Raw genomic sequence first — 17,836 nt, forward strand, 5'->3', positions numbered from 1 at the left:
ACGGGGGCGTTTCAGTAGGACTTGTCCTGGCCGAGGACGTGCTGGGCCACGAAGTTGAGGATCATCTCGCGGCTCACCGGCGCGATCCGGCCGGCCCGGACCGCGCCCAGCAGGGTCGCCACGCCGTACTCCGTGGTCATGCCGGCGCCGCCGAGCGCCTGGACGGCGGTGTCCACGGCGAGCGCGGCGGCCTCGCCGGCCGCGTACTTGGCCATGTTGCCGGCGACGCCGGCCTCCAGGTCGCGGCCGGCGTCGTAGAGGGTGGCCGCCTTGTGGATCATCAGGCGGGCCAGCTCCACCTGCACCGCCGCGTGGGCGAGCGGGTGGGCGACGCCCTGGTGGGAGCCGATGCTCTTCCCACCCCACACCGTCCGCTTGGCGGTGTACTCGCTGGCCCGCTCGATGGCGTACCGGCCGGTGCCGGCGCCCATCGCGGCGACGGTGATCCGCTCGGGGTTGAGGCCGGAGAACAGGGCCGGCAGCCCCGCGTCCAGGGATTCGCCCACCAGCGCGTCGCCGGGCAGCCGGACGTCGTCCAGGTAGAGCAGGAACTGGTTCTCCGGGGAGAGGATCTCCATGTCCAGCTTGGACCGCTCCAGCCCGGGAGCGTCGGTCGGCACGATGAACAGCGCCGGCTTGAGCTTGCCGGTCCCGGAGTCCTCGGTCCTGGCCACCACCAGCACGTGCCCGGCCTCGTCGACGCCGGAGATGTAGCACTTGCGGCCGGTCAGCAGCCAGTCGTCGCCGTCGCGGCGGGCCACGGTGCCGAGCCGGTGGAAGTTCGACCCGGCCTCCGGCTCGGTGATCGCGAAGACGATCTTCTGCGAGCCGTCGGCGAGCCCGGGCAGGTGGCGCTTGCGCTGCTCGTCGGTGCCGTGCCGGGCGATGACGGTGGCCGCGATGGCGGGTGAGACGACGAGCAGCAGCAGCGGGCAGCCGGCCGCGGCCAGCTCCTCGCAGACGATGGCCAGCTCGGTGATGCCGCCGCCCCCGCCGCCGTACTCGGTGGGGATGTTGACGCCCAGGTAGCCGAGCCGCCCGGCCTCCTGCCACAGCTCGGTGGTGTGCGTGCCGGCCCGGGCCTTCTCGACGAAGTACCCGTGGCCGTACTTCCGCCCCAGCGCCCGGACGGCGTCGCGGAGCTGGTCCTGCTCGGGGGTGAGGTCGAAGTTCATCGCGGGTCCTCCTCGGGATTCGACGGCTCCAGGTCGCGGCGCGGCGCCGGACGCGCCGGGCCGGAGCCGTCGATGACGGCCAGTACGGCCCCGGTGTCGACCTGGCCGCCGGCCGGCACGGGCAGCTCCGCCACCACGCCGTCGGCCGGCGCGAGCACAGGGTGTTCGAGCTTCATCGCTTCGAGGGTCAGCAGCAGGTCGCCGGCGCTCACCCGCTGGCCGACCTCGACGTGCACGCGGGTCACCGCGCCGGGCAGCGGCGCGAGCAGCGACCCGGCCGCCAGCTCGGCGGTGGGCAGGGGGAACCGGGGCAGCTCGGTGAGGCTCGCCGCCCCGTCCGGGCCGTCCACGAAGACCTCCGGCCCCACCCGGTGTACGCGGAACGCCCGCCGCACCCCGTCGACGTCGAGCACGACGCGGTCGGGAGCGGCCTCGACCACGGTCACGGCCGGGACGGCGCCGGAGGCGGTGCCCCCGCCGGCCGGGGACACCGACCAGTCGGCGAGCGCGCCCGTGCGGTCCAGCCGGTACCGGACCTCGATCTCCCTGCCGCCCGCCCCGGCGAACCGGGTGACCTGCGGAAACGCCGGTACGTTGCGCCAGCCCGACGGGAGCCCGCCCAGCCGGGGCGCGGACGCCCGGCGCCCGGCGGCGCCCGCCAGCGCGGCGGCGAGGGCGGCCACGGGAAGCCGGGCGGCGGGGAGCAGCGGGGCGAAGACCTCGGGATGCCGGTCCAGGAAGCCGGTGTCGATGTCCACGGCAGCGAACTCGGGGCTGCGCAGCACCCGGACCAGCAGGTCCCGGTTGGTGGCGACGCCGTGCAACTCGGCCCGGGCCAGCGCGCCGGCGAGGGCACGGGCCGCCTCGGCCCGGGTGGGCGCCCAGGCGATCAGCTTGGCCAGCATCGAGTCGTAGTGGACGCTGACCGCCGACCCGCCCGTCACGCCGGAGTCGAGTCGCAGGCCCCCGGTCGGGCCGAACTCGGCGCCGACCCCGGGGATCGCGAACCGGTGCAGCGTGCCGGTGGCCGGGCGGAAGCCCTGGGCCGGGTCCTCGGCGCAGAGCCGCACCTCGATGGCGTGGCCGTCGGCCGGCGGGGTGGCCGTCAGCGGCAGCGGCTCGCCCTCGGCGACGAGCAGTTGCAGCCGGACGAGATCCAGCCCGGTGGTCAGCTCGGTGACCGGGTGCTCCACCTGGAGGCGGGTGTTCATCTCCAGGAAGTGGACCTGCCCGTCGGGGGCGAGCAGGAACTCCACCGTGCCCGCGCCCACGTAGTCGACTGCCCGGCCGGCGGCCACCGCCGCCTCGTACAGCCGCTCGCGGACCTCCGGGGGCAGGACGCCCGGCGCCTCCTCGACGATCTTCTGGTGCCGGCGCTGGATCGAGCAGTCGCGCGCCCCGAGGGCCACCACCGTGCCGTGGCTGTCGCCGAAGATCTGCACCTCGACGTGCCGGCCGCGTTCGACGTACCGCTCGATGAAGACCGTGCCGTCACCGAACGCCGCGGCGGCCTCGCGGCGCGCGCCCGCGACAGCCTCGGCGAGGCCGTCGGCGTCGCGGACCACCCGCATGCCCCGGCCGCCGCCGCCCGCGGCGGCCTTGACCAGCACCGGGAAGTCGGTCACCTGGCCGGGCTCGGTCCAGGTGGGCAGCATCGGCACGCCCGCGTCGGCGAGCAGTGCCTTGGCCGCCATCTTGTCGCCCATCGCGGCGATCGCCTTGGCCGGCGGGCCGACCCAGGTCAGCCCCGCGTCGGTGACCGCGGCGGCGAACTCCGCGTTCTCGGCCAGGAACCCGTAACCCGGGTGGACCGCGTCCGCGCCGGCCCGGCGCGCCGCGTCCAGGACCAGATCGATCCGCAGGTACGTCTCGGCCGGCGAGTTGCCGGGCAACCGGACGGCCTGGTCGGCCTCGGCCACGAAGGGCGCGTCGGCGTCCGCGTCGGAGTGCACGGCGACCGTCTCCACGCCGAGCGTCCGGCAGGTGGCGAAGACCCGCCGGGCGATCTCGCCCCGGTTGGCAACGAGAAGTTTCGAGATCACTGAGCTGGCCCTCCGTTCGCGACTGCCGCACTCCGCTTCGCTGCGTTCCTCGCGCTCACCGGTCCGCCCCTCACATCCGGAAGACGCCGAAGCCGTCGGCGCCCTTCACCGGTCCGTTGTGGATCGCCGACAGGCAGAGCCCGAGGACGGTACGGGTGTCCCGGGGGTCGATCACCCCGTCGTCGTAGAGCCGGCCGGAGAGGAAGAGCGCACCGGACTGGGACTCGATCTGCTGCTCGACCATCATCCGCATGGCGGCGTCGGACTCCTCGTCGTAGTCGCGGCCCCGGGCGGCGGCGGCCTGCCGGGCCACGATGGAGAGCACCCCGGCGAGCTGCGCCGGCCCCATCACGGCCGACTTCGCGTTCGGCCAGGTGAACAGGAACCGCGGCTCGTACGCCCGGCCGCACATGCCGTAGTTGCCGGCGCCGTAGGAGGCGCCCAGGTTGACGGTCAGGTGCGGGACCGTGGAGTTCGACACCGCGTTGATCATGAGAGCGCCGTACTTGATGATGCCGCGCTGCTCGTACTCGGTGCCGACCATGTAGCCGGTGGTGTTCTGCAGGAAGACCAGCGGGGTGTCGGCCGCGTTGGCGAGCTGGATGAACTGGGCGGCCTTCTGCGCCTCCTCGCTGAACAGCACACCGCGGGCGTTGGCCAGCACGCCGACCGGGTACCCGTGCAGCTCGCCCCAGCCGGTGACCAGGGCGGTGCCGTAGCCGGGCTTGAACTCGTCGAAGTCGCTGCCGTCGAGGACCCGGGCCAGCACCTCGCGCGGGTCGAACGGCACCTTGAGGTCGGCGCTGGCGATGCCGAGCAGCTCGTCGGGGTCGTACTTGGGTGGGGACGGGGACGGGTTGCGCGGCGCGGGACCCTGCTTGCGCCAGTTGAGCCGGCGTACGCACTGCCGGGCCAGGCGGATGCCGTCCCGCTCGTCCTCGGCCAGGAAGTCGGCCAGGCCGGACTTCGCCGAGTGCATGACCGCCCCGCCCAGCGACTCGTCGTCGGTGACCTCGCCGGTGGCCATCTTCACCAGCGGCGGCCCGGCCAGGTAGACCTGCGACCGGTCCCGGATCATGATCGTGTAGTCCGACATGCCCGGCACGTACGCGCCACCCGCGGTGGCGTTGCCGAACACCACGCTGACCGTGGGGATCTTCGCCGCGGAGAGCCGGGTCAGGTCGCGGAACACCCGGCCACCCGGGATGAAGATCTCGGCCTGCGTGGGCAGGTCCGCGCCGGCGCTCTCCACCAGGTTGACCATGGGCAGCCGGTTGGCCAGGGCGATCTCGCCGGCCCGCCGGGTCTTGGCGAGCGCCCAGGGGTTCACGGCGCCGCCGCGTACCGTCGGGTCGTTGGCGACGACCAGGCACTCCACGCCCTCGACCACCCCGATGCCGGTGACCGTGCTGGCCCCGACCGGGAAGTCGGTGCCGTAGGCGGCCACCGGTGACAGCTCCAGGAAGGGGCTGTCCTGGTCGAGCAGCAGCTCGACCCGCTCCCGGGGGAGCAGCTTGCCCCGCTTGTGGTGGCGGGTCACGTACTTCTCGCCGCCACCCGCCCGGGCCCGGTCGAGCGCGGTCTCCAGCTCGGCGAGGCGTTCCAGCAGCGCCTCCCGGTTGGCCCGGTAGGCCGCCGAGGACGGGTCGAGCCCGCTGTCCAGTGTCGTCACAGCGATCCTTCCGTTCGTGACTGCGGGGCTCGCAGACCCGGCTCACTCCTCGCCCTCACAGGCCCATGCCCTTCGCGATGATCTCGTTCATGATCTCCGTGGTGCCGCCGCCGATGCCCAGGATCCGGGCGTCGCGGTAGTGCCGTTCCACCTCGGCGTCGCGCAGGTAGCCGAAGCCGCCGTGCAGTTGCAGCGCCGCGTCGACGACGAAGTCGCAGGCCGCCACGGCGACGTTCTTCGCCATCGCCACCTCGGTCACCACGGGTTCGCCGGCGACCACCCGCCCGGCCACGTCGTGCACGTACGCCCGGGCCGCCTCGGCGCGGGTGTGCATGTCGGCGAGCCGGTGCCGGACGAGCTGCCGGCTGGCCAGCGGGCGGCCGAAGGTGGACCGGTCCCGGCACCAGCGGGTGGCCAGCTCCACGCAGCGCTGCGCGGTGGCGTAGGCCTGGGTGGCCAGGGACAGCCGCTCGGTGGCGAACTGCTGCATGATCGCCAGGAAGCCGGTGTCCTCCGGGCCGACCCGGTTCGCCGCCGGCACCCGGACGTCGACGAAGGAGAGTTCGGCGGTGTCCGAGCAGTGCCACCCGAGCTTCTCCAGCCGGCGGCCGACGGTGAAGCCGGGCGTGCCCTTGTCGATCACCAGCAGGCTGAGGTCGCCGCTGCCCGGCAGCACGGTGCAGACCGCGGTGGTCACGAAGTCGGCCCGGATTCCGCTGGTGATGTAGGTCTTCGACCCGTTCACCACGTAGTGGTCGCCGTCCCGCCGCGCGGAAGTGCGGATGCCCGCCACGTCGGAGCCGCCGCCCGGCTCGGTGATCGCCAGTGCGCCGATCATCGTGCCGGCCAGCGTGGGCCGCACGTACCTCTCGATGAGATGCTGCGGACCGGCGGCGCCCGGGCCTGCCTTGTCGCCGCAGGCGGCGACGATGTGCGGCAGCGCGATGCCGTGGGTGAAGAGCGCGGCGACCAGCCCGGACGAGCCGCCCGAGCGGATGATCTCCTCGGTGACCAGGATCGAGTCGAGCAGGTCGCCGCCGCTGCCGCCGACCGATTCGGGGAAGCCGATGCCGAGCAGCCCGATCTTCGCGGCGGTCTCGTGCAGCGAGCGGGGCACCTCGCCGGCCCGCTCCCAGTCGTCCAGGTGGGGCAGGACCTCCCTGGTCACGAAGGCCCGGGTCAGCTCGCGGAGCTGCCGCCGCTCGGGAGTGTCCACCATGGTCACGACGGCACCCCCGGGGTGAGGTCGGCGGGCAGGTCGACCAGCCGGGAGCGGAGCAGCTCGCCGAGCGCCTTGGCCTGCGGGTCGAAGCGGGTGGAGGCGGCCACCCCCTGGCCGAGCAGCCCCCGGATCACGAAGTTGACCGCGCGCAGGTGCGGCAGCTCGTACCGCTCGACGGTCAGCGGGGCGGTCTCCGGCAGCAGCTCGGCCAGCCGCGCGACGGTCAACCAGCCGCGCAGCCAGGCCCAGCCGGCGTCGGAGCGGGCCCAGACGCCGAGGTTGGCGTCCCCGCCCTTGTCTCCCGACCGCGCCCCGACGAGTTCGCCGAGCGGCACCCGCCGGGTCGGGTGCGCGGAAGGGCTCCCGGTTGACGCCTCGCGGGGCGCCGGGGCCTGCGGCGAACACGTGACGGTGGGTGCCGGGATCGGCGTGCGGGTGCCGTCGGGAAGGACGGCCACGTGCGCGACCGCGTCCTGCGGGACCGTGTCGGCGGTGAACACCCCGCACGGGGTGGCGTCGCCGGGCAGCGTGGTCAGCGTGCAGCCCGGATAGGAGGCCAGCGCCAGCTCCACCGCGGCCGCCGAGAAGGCCCGCCCGGCCCGCGCCTTGTCGCCGTCCCGCAGGTGTACGTGCAGCAGCGCGCTCGCCGCCTCGGTGTCGGTGGCGTCCGGGTGGTCGGTCCGTGCCAGCGTGAACTCCAGCCCCTCCTTGCCGACCGCCTCCTCCAGCTGGCCCCGGACCAGGGCCGCCTTGGCCGGGATGTCCAGCCCGCAGAGCACGAACGTCATCGAGTTGCGGAAGCCGCCCAGGTTGTTGACGCCCACCTTGAGGGTGTCCGGCGGTGGCGTGCCCCGGACACCGGAGACCCGCACCCGGTCCGGCCCCTCCTGCGCCAGCTCCACCGTGTCCAGCCGGGTCACCACGTCCGGCCCCAGGTAGTCCGGCCCGCCCACCTCGTAGAGCAGTTGGGCGGTGACCGTTTCCACGGTGACCGCGCCGCCCGTGCCGGGGTGTTTGGTGAGCACCGACGAGCCGTCGGCGTGGATCTCGGCGAGGGGGAAGCCGGGGCGGTGCCCGCCGTCGGGCAGCTCGGTGAAGAAGCTGAAGTTGCCGCCGGTGACCTGCGCCCCGCACTCGATGAGGTGCCCGGCGACGGTGGCCCCGGCCAGCGCGTCGAGGTCGTCCCGGGCCCAGCCGAAGTGGGAAATCGCCGGGCCGACCGCCAGCGAGGCGTCACTCACCCGCCCGGTGACCACCACGTCCGCCCCGGCGTCGAGGCAGGCCGCGATCCCGAACGCCCCCAGGTACGCGTTCGCGGTCAACGCGTCCGGCCGGGCCAGGGCGTCGCCCTCGACGTATCCGATCCGGACGGTGAGGCCCAGCCGGTCGGCGAGGGCGCCGATGGCGGCGGCCAGCCCCGCCGGGTTGAGCCCGCCCGCGTTGGTGACCAGCCGGACCCCGCGTTCCAGCGCGGTGCCGAGGGTGCCCTCCAGCTGGCGCAGGAACGTCTTCGCGTAGCCGAGCGAGGGGTCGCGCATCCGGTCCCGGCCGAGGATCAGCATGGTCAGCTCGGCCAGGTAGTCGCCGGTCAGCACGTCCAGCTCGCCGCCGTCGAGCATCTCCCGCCAGGCGGTGAGGCGGTCGCCGTAGAAGCCGGACGCGTTGCCGACCCGCAGCGCGGTCACCGGGTCACCCCGCCGCCCGCCGCCTCCCGCTTGCCGCCGGGCGGCCCGGCGAACGCCTGGGCGATGTCGAGCCACTCGTCGGCGACCGGCCCGGTGGCGACCAGCGCCAGATCCGCGCGGTGCCGGCGCTGGATGACCAGCAGGCAGAAGTCGAGCGCCGGCCCGGTGACCCGGTCGGCCGCGTCCGCCGGCCCGAAGGCCCAGGTGTCCCCGTCGGGTGCGGCGAGTTCGACACGGACCGGTGCTGTCGGCACCGCGCGGCCGTGGGCCGCGAAGCTGTGCCCGAGGGTACGGAAGCCCAGGTGCGCGACGTGCCGCAGGCGGGCCGTCGGGGCACGCCGGACGCCCAGCGCGTCGGCCACGTCCTCGCCGTGCGCCCAGGTCTCCATGAGCCGGGCGGTCGCCATCGAGGTGGGCGACATCCGGGTGCCGTACCAGGGCAGCTTCTCCCCGGCCGGGACGGCGGCGAGCGCCGTGGCGAGCGCGGCCCGGCCGGCCCGCCAGCGCGCCAGCAGCGGCGCGGCCGGGGCGAGGAACGATTCGGCGCCGTCCTCGACCAGCCGGGACGGGTCCGGAGCGGAGGTCACCGAGGCGAAGAAGGCCGCCGCGTCGGTCGCCGCGAGGTGGGCGACGTGGTCGGTCCAGGCCAGGTGGGCGATCTGGTGGGCGATGCTCCACCCGGGCGCCGGGGTCGGCCGCTCCCAGGCTTCCGGCGGCAGCGGTGCGACGAGGGCGTCGAGCTGCTCGGACTCGGCGGCCAGGTCCGCGAGCAGGGCTGTCAGGTCGACCATGGTGCCTCCGGGGGAATCAGTGCGGCCGTGCGCTCCCGGGCGTCGGCGCTGCGGCGTCGGGGGTGAGCAGGGTCGCGAGCTGGCGCTTCCAGGTGTGCAGCAGGGCGGTGCGGCGGGTCGTGTCGTCGCTGAGCAGGTTGGCCACGCCGAGGCCGCGGAGCAGGTCGAGGGTGGCCTGCACCGCCTCGCGGACGCCGGGTCGCCGCTCGTCGACGCCGAGCAGCTCGACGGTGAGCCGGTGCATCTCCCGGCCGACCCGCGCTTCGAGGGGGACCAGGGCGTCGCGCAGCTCGGCGTCGGTGCGGGCGGCCACCCACAGCTCCAGCGCCGCGACGAAGAGCGGCCCGGTGAAGGCGGCGGCGAGCAGGTCGACCACCCCGTCGAGGCGCCGCGGGCCGGCCGGCAACGCCGCGGCCTCGGTGCGCAGCTCCACGGCCCGGCGCTCGGTGAGGTGGGTGACGGCGGCGGTGACCAGGGCCGCCTTGGTCGGGTAGTGGTGCAGCTGGGCGCCCCGGGAGACGCCCGCCCGGGCGGCCACCACGGTCGTCGTCGTGCCGGACCAGCCGTGCTCCACCAGACACTCGACGGTCGCCTCCAGCAGCCGGGCCTGGGTGGCGCGGCTGCGCTCCTGCTGGGGGACGCGGGTCGATGCGCTGGGCACGGGGACAGCGTGCCGCGCCCGAAACAAACAGTCAAGACTGACTTTTTCTGAGCCCTGACCGAGCGATGTATACAATCCATGCGCATAGATCTAGCTGTCGGTCGATGGCTGGACTAACGTGCGCCTCACCAGATCAAGGAGGCGTGCCGTGACTCATCCTCCCGACCCATCCGAGACATCCGTCCAGGTCGAACGGTTCGGCTACCGGCAGGAACTGAGCCGGACCCTCACCTTCACCGACCTGCTGATCTACGGTCTGATCTTCATGGTGCCGATCGCGCCCTTCGGCATCTTCGGCAGCGTGTACGCCGGCTCCGGCGGCATGGTCGCGCTGGCCTACCTCATCGGCATGGTGGCGATGATGTTCACCGCCTCCTCGTACGCGCAGATGGTCCGCGCGTTCCCGATGGCCGGCTCCGTCTACAGCTACACCGGTCGCGGCATCGCACCGCCCGTCGGCTTCCTCGCCGGCTGGGTGATCCTGCTCGACTACGTCCTCGTGCCCGGCCTGCTCTACCTGGTGGCAAGCGTGGCCATGCACTCCCTCGTGCCCGGCGTGCCGGTGTGGGTGTGGCTGGCGGCCTTCGTCGTGCTCAACACCGTCGTCAACTACTTCGGCATCAAGATGACCGCCCGGGTCAACCGGGTGATGCTCGCGGCCGAACTGGTCATCCTCGCGATCTTCCTGGTCGTCGGCGTGGTGGCGCTGGCCCAGGGCAAGGGCGCCGGCTTCTCGTTCCGGCCGCTGTACGACGCGGGCACCTTCTCCTGGCCGCTGGTCTTCGGCGCGGTGTCGATCGCCGTGCTCTCCTTCCTCGGCTTCGACGGGATCTCCATGCTGGCCGAGGAGAGCCGCGAGGAGGCCCGGCAGATCGGCCGGGCGATGATCGCCGCGCTGCTGCTGGCCGGCGCCCTGTTCATCGTGCAGACGTGGGTCGCGGCCCTGCTGGTGCCGGACGCGCCCGGCCTGCTCGACAACGGCGACCCCGAGGGCACCGCGTTCTACGACGCGGCCCGCGCGGCCGGCGGGGGCTGGCTGGCCGGGCTGACCGCCCTGGCCACCGCGATCGCCTGGGGCTTCGCCAACTCCCTGGTCGCGCAGGCCGCGACCTCCCGCCTGCTGTACGCGATGGCCCGCGACCGGCAGATGCCGCGCTTCCTCGCCCGGATCAACCCGAAACACCGGGTGCCGGCCAACGCCACCCTGCTGGTCGCCGCCATCTCCCTGGCGCTCGGCCTCTACATGGCCAGCCGGGACGATGGCATCTCGCTGCTGTCCACACTCGTCAACTTCGGCGCCATGACCGCATTCCTGGCGCTGCACGTCTCCGTCGTGACCCACTACGTGGTGCGCAACGGCAGCCGGGACTGGTTGCGGCATCTCGTGGTGCCGGTGATCGGGTTCCTGATCCTGCTCTACGTCGTGATCAACGCCAAGGTCGCCGCCCAGGTGCTCGGCTTCGTCTGGCTGGGCGTCGGGCTGCTGGTCCTGCTGGTCTTCTACCTGACGGGCCGGCGTCCCGAGCTCGCCGCGCTGGTCGACGTCGCCCACGAGAGCACCGACGAGCCGGTGAAGGAGCCGCACTGATGACCGACGTGGTGAAGTACCGGCCGGAGCCGGACGAACTCTCCTACACCTTCGGGGGACGCGAGGCAATGCTCCGGGTGCGCCCGGGCACCATCCTCGAGCTCTACACCGAGGACTGCTTCGGCGGCCGGGTCCGGACCACCGACGACCTGCCGTCGCAGGTCTGCCAGTTCCCGTACCTCAACCCGGTGACCGGGCCGATCCACGTCGAGGGGGCCGAGCCCGGAGACACCCTCGCCGTGCACTTCATCGCCATCGAGCCGGCCCGGGACTGGGCCGTGTCCACCACCTTCCCGCACTTCGGCGCGCTCACCAGCACCCACACCACGGCGACCCTGCAACCCCCGCTCGACGAGGTGGTCTGGCGGTACGACGTCGACGTCGCCGCCGGCACGGCGACGTACCGGGCCCGCCGGGGCGACTACACCGTGGCGCTGCCGCTGGACCCGATGCACGGCACCGCCGGGGTGGCGCCCGGCGCCTTCGAGGCGCGGATGACGATCACCCCGGACGCGCACGGCGGCAACATGGACACCCCGGAACTGCGGGCCGGCGTCACCGCGTACTTCGGCGTGAACGTGTCGGGAGCGCTCTTCGCCCTCGGCGACGGGCACTGCCGGCAGGGCCACGGCGAGGTCTGCGGCACCGGCATCGAGGCGGCCATGAACACCACGGTCGTGGTGGACGTCGTGAAGGGCGCCGGCACCCCGTGGCCGCGGCTGGAGTCGGACGACGCGCTCATGTCCACCGGCTCGGCCCGACCGCTGGAGGACGCCTACCGGATCAGCCAGCACGACCTGGTCACGTGGACCGCCGAGCTGGTGGGGCTGGACCAGCTCGACGCGTACCAACTGGTCAGCCAGGCCGGTGAGGCGCCGGTCGGCAACGTGTGCGACACGAACTACACGATGGTGGCGAAGATGGACAAGCGCTACCTGGGCGGGGCCGGCGGGTACGACGGCGTGCACGCCCGGCTGCGCCAGACGGCCCAGCACTACCTGAGCCACCGCTGACCGGCGCGAGGGCCGGCCGGGTCGCCCCCGGCCGGTCCCGCCGCCGTCGAAATGTGTTCACCACTTCGCGCCCTCGCCGGGGCGGCCGGTCAGCGGCCGTCGCGCGGGCCGAAGACGGTGAGCGCGTCCGTATCCGAGTGGCGGGAGCGCACGTACTCGTCGGCCCAGGCGGCGGCGTCCGGGAAGCCCGACTCGGCGACCACCCGGGCGCAGGCGGCGTCCATGTCGAAGCCGGTCCGGCGCAGGTGCACGCCCGGCCCGAGCAGCGCCCACCAGGCGCCCGCGCCCCCGTACGGCATGCCGACGCTGCCCGGGTTGACCACCAGGCGGCGGTCGACCAGCCGGGTGAACGGCATGTGGGTGTGGCCGCAGACCACGGTGCCCACCCCGGCCGGCAGCCCGGCGAAGACCTCGGCCCAGCGTTCCAACCGGGAGTCGACAAGCACCACCTCCTCGTCGTTCCGGGGCGTGGCGTGGCAGAAGAGCACATCGCCCAGGCCGGCGACCGGCAGCGTGACGGTCGGCGGGAGCGCGGCGAGCCGCGCCACCTGGTCGTCGCGGAGCTGGGTCGCGGCCCAGTTGGACACCTCGATCCCGGCCGGCCGCCCGGCCCGCGCCTCGACCAGTTCGCGGTCGGCGTTGCCGCCGACCCAGCAGGCCCGGTCGCCGAGCGAGGCGAGCAGGTCGAGCACCTCGACGGGCTGCGGCCCGGCCGCGATGTCCCCGGTGAGCACGATCAGGTCGGCGGCGGCAACGTCCGGCTCGGCCAGCACGGCCTCCAGTGCCGGCAGCACGCCGTGGATGTCGGAGAGCACAGCTACCCGCTCGATCATCGGCCCAGCCTGCGCCGGTGCGGGCTGGCCGGTCCAGGAATTCTGCGCCCGGCAGAGACGGAACCGGCCGGCTCGCGGACCCCACCGCGCGGGCAGACGGACCGGCCCGCACCCGCGGAGGCGGGCACGGGCCGGGATGCCGGTGGAGGGGTCAGACCCGCGCGCGGCGGGCCAGGCGCTCCGGGTCGAGGATGATGATGCTCTTGCCGTCGAGCCGCAGCCACCCGCGCGAGGCGAAGTCGGCGAGGGCCTTGTTGACGGTCTCCCGGGAGGCGCCGACGAGCTGGGCGATCTCCTCCTGGGTCAGGTCGTGGGTCACCCGCAGCACGCCGCCGTCGCGGGTGCCGAACCGGCCGGCCATCTGGAGCAGGTTCTTGGCGACCCGGCCGGGCACGTCGGTGAAGATCAGGTCAGCCAGCGAGTCGTTGGTCCGGCGCAGCCGGCGGGCCAGCACCCGCAGCAGCTGCTCGGCGATCTCGGGCCGGTTGTTCAGCCAGGGCCGCAGCGCCTGCTTGCGCAGCCGGACCAGCCGGGTGTCGGTGACCGCCGTGGCCGTCGCCGTACGCGGGCCGGGGTCGAAGAGCGACAGCTCGCCGACCATGTCCGACGGGCCCATCACGGCGATCAGGTTCTGCCGGCCGTCCGCGGCCCGGCGACCCACCTTGATCTTGCCGGACAGGAGGATGTAGAGACTGTCACCGGGCTCGCCCTCGTTGAAGACGACCTCGCCCTTGCGGACCTCGATCGTCTCCATCTCCTTGGCGAGCGCCTCGGCAGCCTCCGGGTCGACACCCTGGAAGATCCCGCTGCGGGCCAGTACCTCGTCCATCGCGCACCTCCGCTTGCGCGTGCCGTCCGTCGGCCGGGTCCGCCGTCCGCTGATCCCTCGCGCGCCGCCAGTCTAGGCGCACATGAGCACGAATCAGAGGTGCACCCCTGGAATCTTGATCGTTGGGCGTAACCTGCCCGACCCGGTCAACGACTAGGATCCCGCCTCCGTGCGGGTGGGCGCCACCCGCCCCCACCTGTGATCGTAGGGTGACCGGCGTGCTGAGCGAGCCGTTCCTGACCAGCCGGCCCGAGGACGGGTCGGACATCCCGCTGCTGGTCTGGCGGGCCGAGGCGCCGCTGCTGGCGGTCGGCTCCGCCCCGCTGGGCGGGGGGATCGGCGTACGCGGATGGGTGGTCAACGCGACCGTGCCCATGTCGTACGACCGGGAGGACCCGGCCGCGCACCTGGCCGAGCTGGCCGACGGGCTCGGCCTGGCCGGGCCCGGCGTCGGGCTGCTGACCGGGGTCGACGTGACCGAGGTGGTGCCCCGGACGGACGGCGGCGTGCGGGTCTGGGCGACGGTCGGTCTCGGCATGCCGGTCTGGGCCGCCGCGCCCGCCCCCGCCACCCCCGCCCAGCGGGTCGGCACCGTCAACATCGTGGTGTACGTGCCGGCCCGGCTCGGGGACGCCGCTCTGGTCAACGCGGTGGCCACGGCCACCGAGGCGAAGGCCCAGGCGATCTGGGAGCTGGGGTTGCCGGCCACCGGCACCCCCACCGACGCGGTCACCGTGCTCTGCCCGGCCGACGGCGATCCGGCCCCGTACGGCGGGCCCCGCTCGGCCTGGGGCGCCCCGCTGGCGCGGGCCGTGCACGCGGCCGTCCTGGCCGGCGGCGCCGGCACCGTCGTGCCCTGGTCCCACCGGCGGGCGGGCTGAGCGTGGACCGGCCCCCGCCCGGCCGACGGTGTTTCCGACCGATCGGCCCTCGTCGCCGCGTCCCCGGGACGGTAGCGTCGCCCACGATGTACGCTCCCGCCCTCTCCGTGCCGCGTCCCCGCCGCCGCCCCGCCGGCCTGCGCGCGCGCCTCGCCGCCGCCCTCGGTGCGGTGCTCGTCGTCCTGCTCGTCGCCGGCTGCGGCGACGCGGGTTCCGGCGACGGCCCCCTCTGGCAGCCGGGCCAGGGCGGGGGATCGACGGCGTCCGGCCGGCCGGCCGAGGGCGAGCAGGCCGCCGAGCCGAGCGGCTCGACCGAGAAGTCCATCTCGCTGACCGCGACCGGTGACGTGATCATGGGCAACGCCCCGTCCCGGCTCCCGGCCAACGGCGGGAAGGGCTTCTTCGACGACGTCAAGTCTGCGCTCAAGGGCGACCTGGTGATGGGCAACCTGGAGGAGCCGCTCACCGACGACACCGGCGCCGGCAAGTGCGGCCCGAAGCCGAAGAACTGCTACCAGTTCCGGGCGCCCCCGGGCTGGGCGGCGCACCTGCGCTCGGCCGGGTTCCAGCTGCTCAACCAGGCCAACAACCACGGCTACGACTACGGCCAGCAGGGCTACGAGAACACCCAGTCGGCGCTGGAGGCGCACGGGCTCAAGCACACCGGCGCGCCCGGCGAGATCACCGTGGTCGACGTCAAGGGCATCAAGGTCGCCGTGGCGGGCTTCTCGTCGTACCCGTGGTCGAACAGCCTCGTCGACATCGAGGCCGCGAAGCAGGTCATCACCATGGCCAAGGGCATGGCCGACCTGGTCGTGGTGCAGGTGCACATGGGCGCCGAGGGCGCCGACCGGAGCCACGTGAAGCCGGGCACCGAGATGTTCTTCGGGGAGAACCGGGGCGACCCGATCCGCTTCTCGCACGCCGTGATCGACGCGGGCGCCGACCTGGTGATCGGGCACGGCCCGCACGTGCTGCGCGGCATGGAGTTCTACAAGGGCCGGCTGATCGCCTACAGCCTGGGCAACTTCGCCGGCGGCGGGAAGTCGCTGAACAGCTCCGGCCGGCTGGGCTGGGGCGGCGTGCTGAAGGTCTCGCTGACCGCGGAGGGCCGCTTCGTCGGGGGCCAGTTCACCTCGACCGCGATGAGCAGCGTGGGCCGGCCGGCCGTCGACGGGCAGGACCGGGGCCTCGGGCTCGTCCGCGAGGTGAGCCGGTCGGACTTCCCGACGACCGGCGCCAAGCTCGACGGCAGCGGCAAGATCAGCGCCCCGGCGGGTGGCTGAGGAGCACCGCCGCGCGCGTGGGCCCGACGGGACGTCGTCCCCGCGACGTAGGCTGACCGGCGTGACCACGTCCTCCCCCGAGACCGACCTCGGTCGCACGCGCCGTGCCCGGCGGATCGGCCGGGTGCTCACCGAGACCCACCCCGACGCGCACTGTGAACTCGACCACTCCAACGCGCTGGAGCTGGCGGTCGCCACGATCCTGTCGGCGCAGTGCACGGACAAGAAGGTCAACGAGGTCACCCCGAAGCTGTTCGCCCGCTACCGCACCGCGGCGGACTACGCCGGGGCCGACCGCGCCGAGCTGGAGGAGCTGATCCGGCCCACCGGCTTCTACCGCAACAAGACCAGCTCGCTGATCAACCTGGGCCGGGCCCTCTGCGAGCGCTACGACGGCGAGGTCCCCGGCCGGCTGGCCGACCTGGTCACCCTCCCGGGCATCGGGCGCAAGACCGCCAACGTCATCCTCGGCAACGCCTTCGACGTCCCCGGCATCACCGTCGACACCCACTTCCAGCGGCTGGTGCAGCGCTGGCGGCTGACCACCGAGACCGACCCGGTCAAGATCGAGCACGCCATCGGCGCGCTCTACCCGAAGCGCGACTGGACCATGCTGTCGCACCGGATCATCTTCCACGGTCGGCGGGTCTGCCACGCCCGCAAGCCGGCCTGCGGCGCCTGCACGCTGGCGAAGCTCTGCCCGGCGTACGGGACCGGGCCGACCGATCCGGTGGCCGCGGCCAAGCTGCTCAAGGGGCCCCGCGCCCGCGACCTGGCGGCGGCCGTCGGCATCGACCCCGACCTGGTGCCGCAGCAGGCGGTCGCGGCGGAGGTGCCGTGACCCGCCAGCTCGCCTCCCTGCTCGTCCCGCTGCTGCTCGCGGTTGCCGGCTGCACCGGCACGACCGTCGAGCCGGCGGGCCCGGCGCCGGCCACCCGCGCCGAGCGCCCCTCGCCGTTCGCCGACTGCGCCCCGCTGACCGCCGCGCCGGCTTCCGCCCCGGCCCCGTCCGGCGCCGCCGGGGATTCGCTGCCCGACCTGGCGCTCTCCTGCTTCACCGGGGGCGCCCCGGTGAACGTGCGGGATATCCGGGGGCCCGCGGTGATCAACGTGTGGGCGTCCTGGTGCCCGCCGTGCCGCAAGGAGCTGCCCGCCTTCCAGCGGCTCAGCGAGCGGGCCGGCGGCCGTTTCCAGGTGATCGGCGTCAACAGCCGCGACAGCCGCGGCGGCGCGCAGTCCATCGGCGAGGACTTCGGCGTCCGGTTCCCCATGCTGGTCGACCAGGGTGACGCGTTCGAGCGGGCGCTCGGCCGCAACGCCTTCCCGCTGACCGTCCTGGTCGACGCCGACGGGCGGATCCGGCACACCGACTCGACCGGGGCGCTGGACGACGCCCGCCTGGCCGAGCTGGTCCGCACCCACCTCGGGGTGCGGCTGTGACCCGACGGCCGCCGGACTGGCTCGATCCGCTGCTCGGCCGGCTCGGCACCGCCCGCGCCGAGGACTTCACCCGGCTCGCCACCCCCGAGAGCGGCGGCCGGGAGAGCGCCGTGCTGGTGCTGCTCGGCGAGGAGCCGGGCGGCGGCCCGGACGTGCTGGTCCTCCAGCGCGCCGCCACGCTGCGCAACCACGCCGGGCAGCCGGCCTTCCCCGGCGGCGCGGCCGACCCGGAGGACGCCGACGCCAGCGCCACCGCCCTGCGCGAGGCGAACGAGGAGGTCGACCTCGACCCGGCCAGCGTGACCGTGCTGGCCGAGCTGCCCAAGCTGTGGATCCCGGTCAGCGACTTCCTGGTCACCCCGGTGCTCGCCTGGTGGCACGCGCCGCACCCGGTGCACCCGCGCGAACCGGCCGAGGTGGCGCACGTCGCCCGGCTGCCGGTCGCCGAGCTGGTCGACCCGGAGAACCGCATGCGAGTACGCCACCCGAGCGGCTGGATCGGCCCGGCCTTCTCGGTGCGCGGCATGCTCGTCTGGGGCTTCACGGCCGGGGTGCTGAACACGCTGCTGGAGATGGGCGGCTGGGCCCGCCCGTGGCCGCGTTCCCGCGTGGTGGAGCTGCCGCCGCCCGCCGCCCCCGCCCCCTCGGCCGGCACCGACGCGGTCGACGAGAGCCCCGTCCGCTGAGCCGGCGGGCGTCACCCGCCCGGATCCGAAGG

The 17,836-nt window shown here is 74.1% G+C and carries 16 protein-coding genes; 7 read left to right on the forward strand and 9 right to left on the reverse strand.

The features are described from left to right. Positions 1 to 11: 11 nt before the first annotated feature. From NFX44_RS06900 to NFX44_RS06930, 7 genes are all read right to left on the reverse strand, one after another. Positions 12 to 1,175 (reverse strand): acyl-CoA dehydrogenase family protein, encoded by a 1,164-nt coding sequence (locus tag NFX44_RS06900; RefSeq protein ID WP_262282665.1) that lies wholly within the window; start codon positions 1,173 to 1,175, stop codon positions 12 to 14. Next, positions 1,172 to 3,217 carry a biotin carboxylase N-terminal domain-containing protein gene (locus NFX44_RS06905; RefSeq protein ID WP_262282666.1) on the reverse strand — a complete coding sequence of 682 codons (2,046 nt, stop codon included), beginning with the start codon at positions 3,215 to 3,217 and terminating at the stop codon, positions 1,172 to 1,174. The genes NFX44_RS06900 and NFX44_RS06905 overlap by 4 nt, the downstream gene beginning before the upstream one ends. A 70-nt stretch (positions 3,218 to 3,287) precedes the next feature. Next, positions 3,288 to 4,889: an acyl-CoA carboxylase subunit beta gene (locus tag NFX44_RS06910; protein ID WP_262282667.1), complete on the reverse strand. Its 1,602-nt coding sequence runs from the start codon at positions 4,887 to 4,889 to the stop codon at positions 3,288 to 3,290. Positions 4,890 to 4,944: 55 nt separating this feature from the next. Next, on the reverse strand, positions 4,945 to 6,114 hold the full coding sequence (locus NFX44_RS06915) for an acyl-CoA dehydrogenase family protein (RefSeq protein ID WP_262282668.1): 1,170 nt from the start codon (positions 6,112 to 6,114) through the stop codon (positions 4,945 to 4,947). Further along, on the reverse strand, positions 6,111 to 7,796 hold the full coding sequence (locus tag NFX44_RS06920) for an acyclic terpene utilization AtuA family protein (RefSeq protein ID WP_262282669.1): 1,686 nt from the start codon (positions 7,794 to 7,796) through the stop codon (positions 6,111 to 6,113). The genes NFX44_RS06915 and NFX44_RS06920 overlap by 4 nt, the downstream gene beginning before the upstream one ends. Beyond that, complete coding sequence (locus tag NFX44_RS06925; RefSeq protein ID WP_262282670.1) at positions 7,793 to 8,587, reverse strand: TIGR03084 family metal-binding protein; 795 nt, start codon at positions 8,585 to 8,587, stop codon at positions 7,793 to 7,795. Before NFX44_RS06925 ends, NFX44_RS06920 begins: the two co-directional genes overlap by 4 nt. Before the next feature lie 16 nt (positions 8,588 to 8,603). Further along, a complete protein-coding gene (locus NFX44_RS06930; RefSeq protein WP_262282671.1) occupies positions 8,604 to 9,248 on the reverse strand; it encodes a TetR/AcrR family transcriptional regulator in 645 nt (214 codons plus the stop codon). A 148-nt stretch (positions 9,249 to 9,396) separates the two neighbouring features. Between NFX44_RS06930 and NFX44_RS06935 the strand changes: the two genes are divergently transcribed. Together NFX44_RS06935 and NFX44_RS06940 are read left to right on the forward strand one after the other, a co-directional pair. Then, positions 9,397 to 10,836: an APC family permease gene (locus NFX44_RS06935; RefSeq protein ID WP_262282672.1), complete on the forward strand. Its 1,440-nt coding sequence runs from the start codon at positions 9,397 to 9,399 to the stop codon at positions 10,834 to 10,836. Next, positions 10,836 to 11,849 carry an acetamidase/formamidase family protein gene (locus NFX44_RS06940; RefSeq protein WP_262282673.1) on the forward strand — a complete coding sequence of 338 codons (1,014 nt, stop codon included), beginning with the start codon at positions 10,836 to 10,838 and terminating at the stop codon, positions 11,847 to 11,849. The genes NFX44_RS06935 and NFX44_RS06940 overlap by 1 nt, the downstream gene beginning before the upstream one ends. Before the next feature lie 89 nt (positions 11,850 to 11,938). Here NFX44_RS06940 and NFX44_RS06945 read toward each other — a convergent pair whose 3' ends face one another. After that, positions 11,939 to 12,682, reverse strand: coding sequence for a metallophosphoesterase (locus NFX44_RS06945; RefSeq protein ID WP_262282674.1), 744 nt, complete (start codon positions 12,680 to 12,682; stop codon positions 11,939 to 11,941). A gap of 151 nt (positions 12,683 to 12,833) precedes the next feature. Then, positions 12,834 to 13,511: a Crp/Fnr family transcriptional regulator gene (locus tag NFX44_RS06950; protein ID WP_007073398.1), complete on the reverse strand. Its 678-nt coding sequence runs from the start codon at positions 13,509 to 13,511 to the stop codon at positions 12,834 to 12,836. A gap of 218 nt (positions 13,512 to 13,729) precedes the next feature. Between NFX44_RS06950 and NFX44_RS06955 the strand changes: the two genes are divergently transcribed. The 5 genes from NFX44_RS06955 (at position 13,730) to NFX44_RS06975 (ending at position 17,804) form a co-directional block, all read left to right on the forward strand. After that, positions 13,730 to 14,392 (forward strand): adenosylcobinamide amidohydrolase, encoded by a 663-nt coding sequence (locus NFX44_RS06955; RefSeq protein WP_262283159.1) that lies wholly within the window; start codon positions 13,730 to 13,732, stop codon positions 14,390 to 14,392. A gap of 86 nt (positions 14,393 to 14,478) precedes the next feature. Beyond that, on the forward strand, positions 14,479 to 15,678 hold the full coding sequence (locus tag NFX44_RS06960; protein WP_262282675.1) for a CapA family protein: 1,200 nt from the start codon (positions 14,479 to 14,481) through the stop codon (positions 15,676 to 15,678). 61 nt (positions 15,679 to 15,739) lie between these two features. After that, positions 15,740 to 16,519, forward strand: a complete 780-nt coding sequence (gene nth, locus NFX44_RS06965) for an endonuclease III (RefSeq protein ID WP_262282676.1) — start codon at positions 15,740 to 15,742, stop codon at positions 16,517 to 16,519. Then, the gene (locus NFX44_RS06970; RefSeq protein ID WP_262282677.1) at positions 16,516 to 17,118 is read left to right on the forward strand and encodes a TlpA disulfide reductase family protein; all 603 of its coding nucleotides are present in this window, start codon (positions 16,516 to 16,518) and stop codon (positions 17,116 to 17,118) included. Before nth ends, NFX44_RS06970 begins: the two co-directional genes overlap by 4 nt. After that, positions 17,115 to 17,804 carry a CoA pyrophosphatase gene (locus NFX44_RS06975; protein WP_262282678.1) on the forward strand — a complete coding sequence of 230 codons (690 nt, stop codon included), beginning with the start codon at positions 17,115 to 17,117 and terminating at the stop codon, positions 17,802 to 17,804. The genes NFX44_RS06970 and NFX44_RS06975 overlap by 4 nt, the downstream gene beginning before the upstream one ends. Positions 17,805 to 17,836: the final 32 nt, after the last annotated feature.

Source organism: Micromonospora sp. MA102, assembly GCF_025460765.1.
Taxonomy (GTDB): Bacteria; Actinomycetota; Actinomycetes; order Mycobacteriales; family Micromonosporaceae; genus Micromonospora; species Micromonospora halotolerans.

What these genes read in the sequence shown, in the direction of transcription:
- NFX44_RS06900 (WP_262282665.1), bottom strand. Translation starts at nt 1,175, where the DNA reads ATGAACTTCGACCTCACCCCCGAGCAGGACCAGCTCCGCGACGCCGTC.
- NFX44_RS06925 (WP_262282670.1), bottom strand. Translation starts at nt 8,587, where the DNA reads ATGGTCGACCTGACAGCCCTGCTCGCGGACCTGGCCGCCGAGTCCGAG.
- NFX44_RS06940 (WP_262282673.1), top strand. Translation starts at nt 10,836, where the DNA reads ATGACCGACGTGGTGAAGTACCGGCCGGAGCCGGACGAACTCTCCTAC.
- NFX44_RS06945 (WP_262282674.1), bottom strand. Translation starts at nt 12,682, where the DNA reads ATGATCGAGCGGGTAGCTGTGCTCTCCGACATCCACGGCGTGCTGCCG.
- NFX44_RS06950 (WP_007073398.1), bottom strand. Translation starts at nt 13,511, where the DNA reads ATGGACGAGGTACTGGCCCGCAGCGGGATCTTCCAGGGTGTCGACCCG.
- NFX44_RS06960 (WP_262282675.1), top strand. Translation starts at nt 14,479, where the DNA reads ATGTACGCTCCCGCCCTCTCCGTGCCGCGTCCCCGCCGCCGCCCCGCC.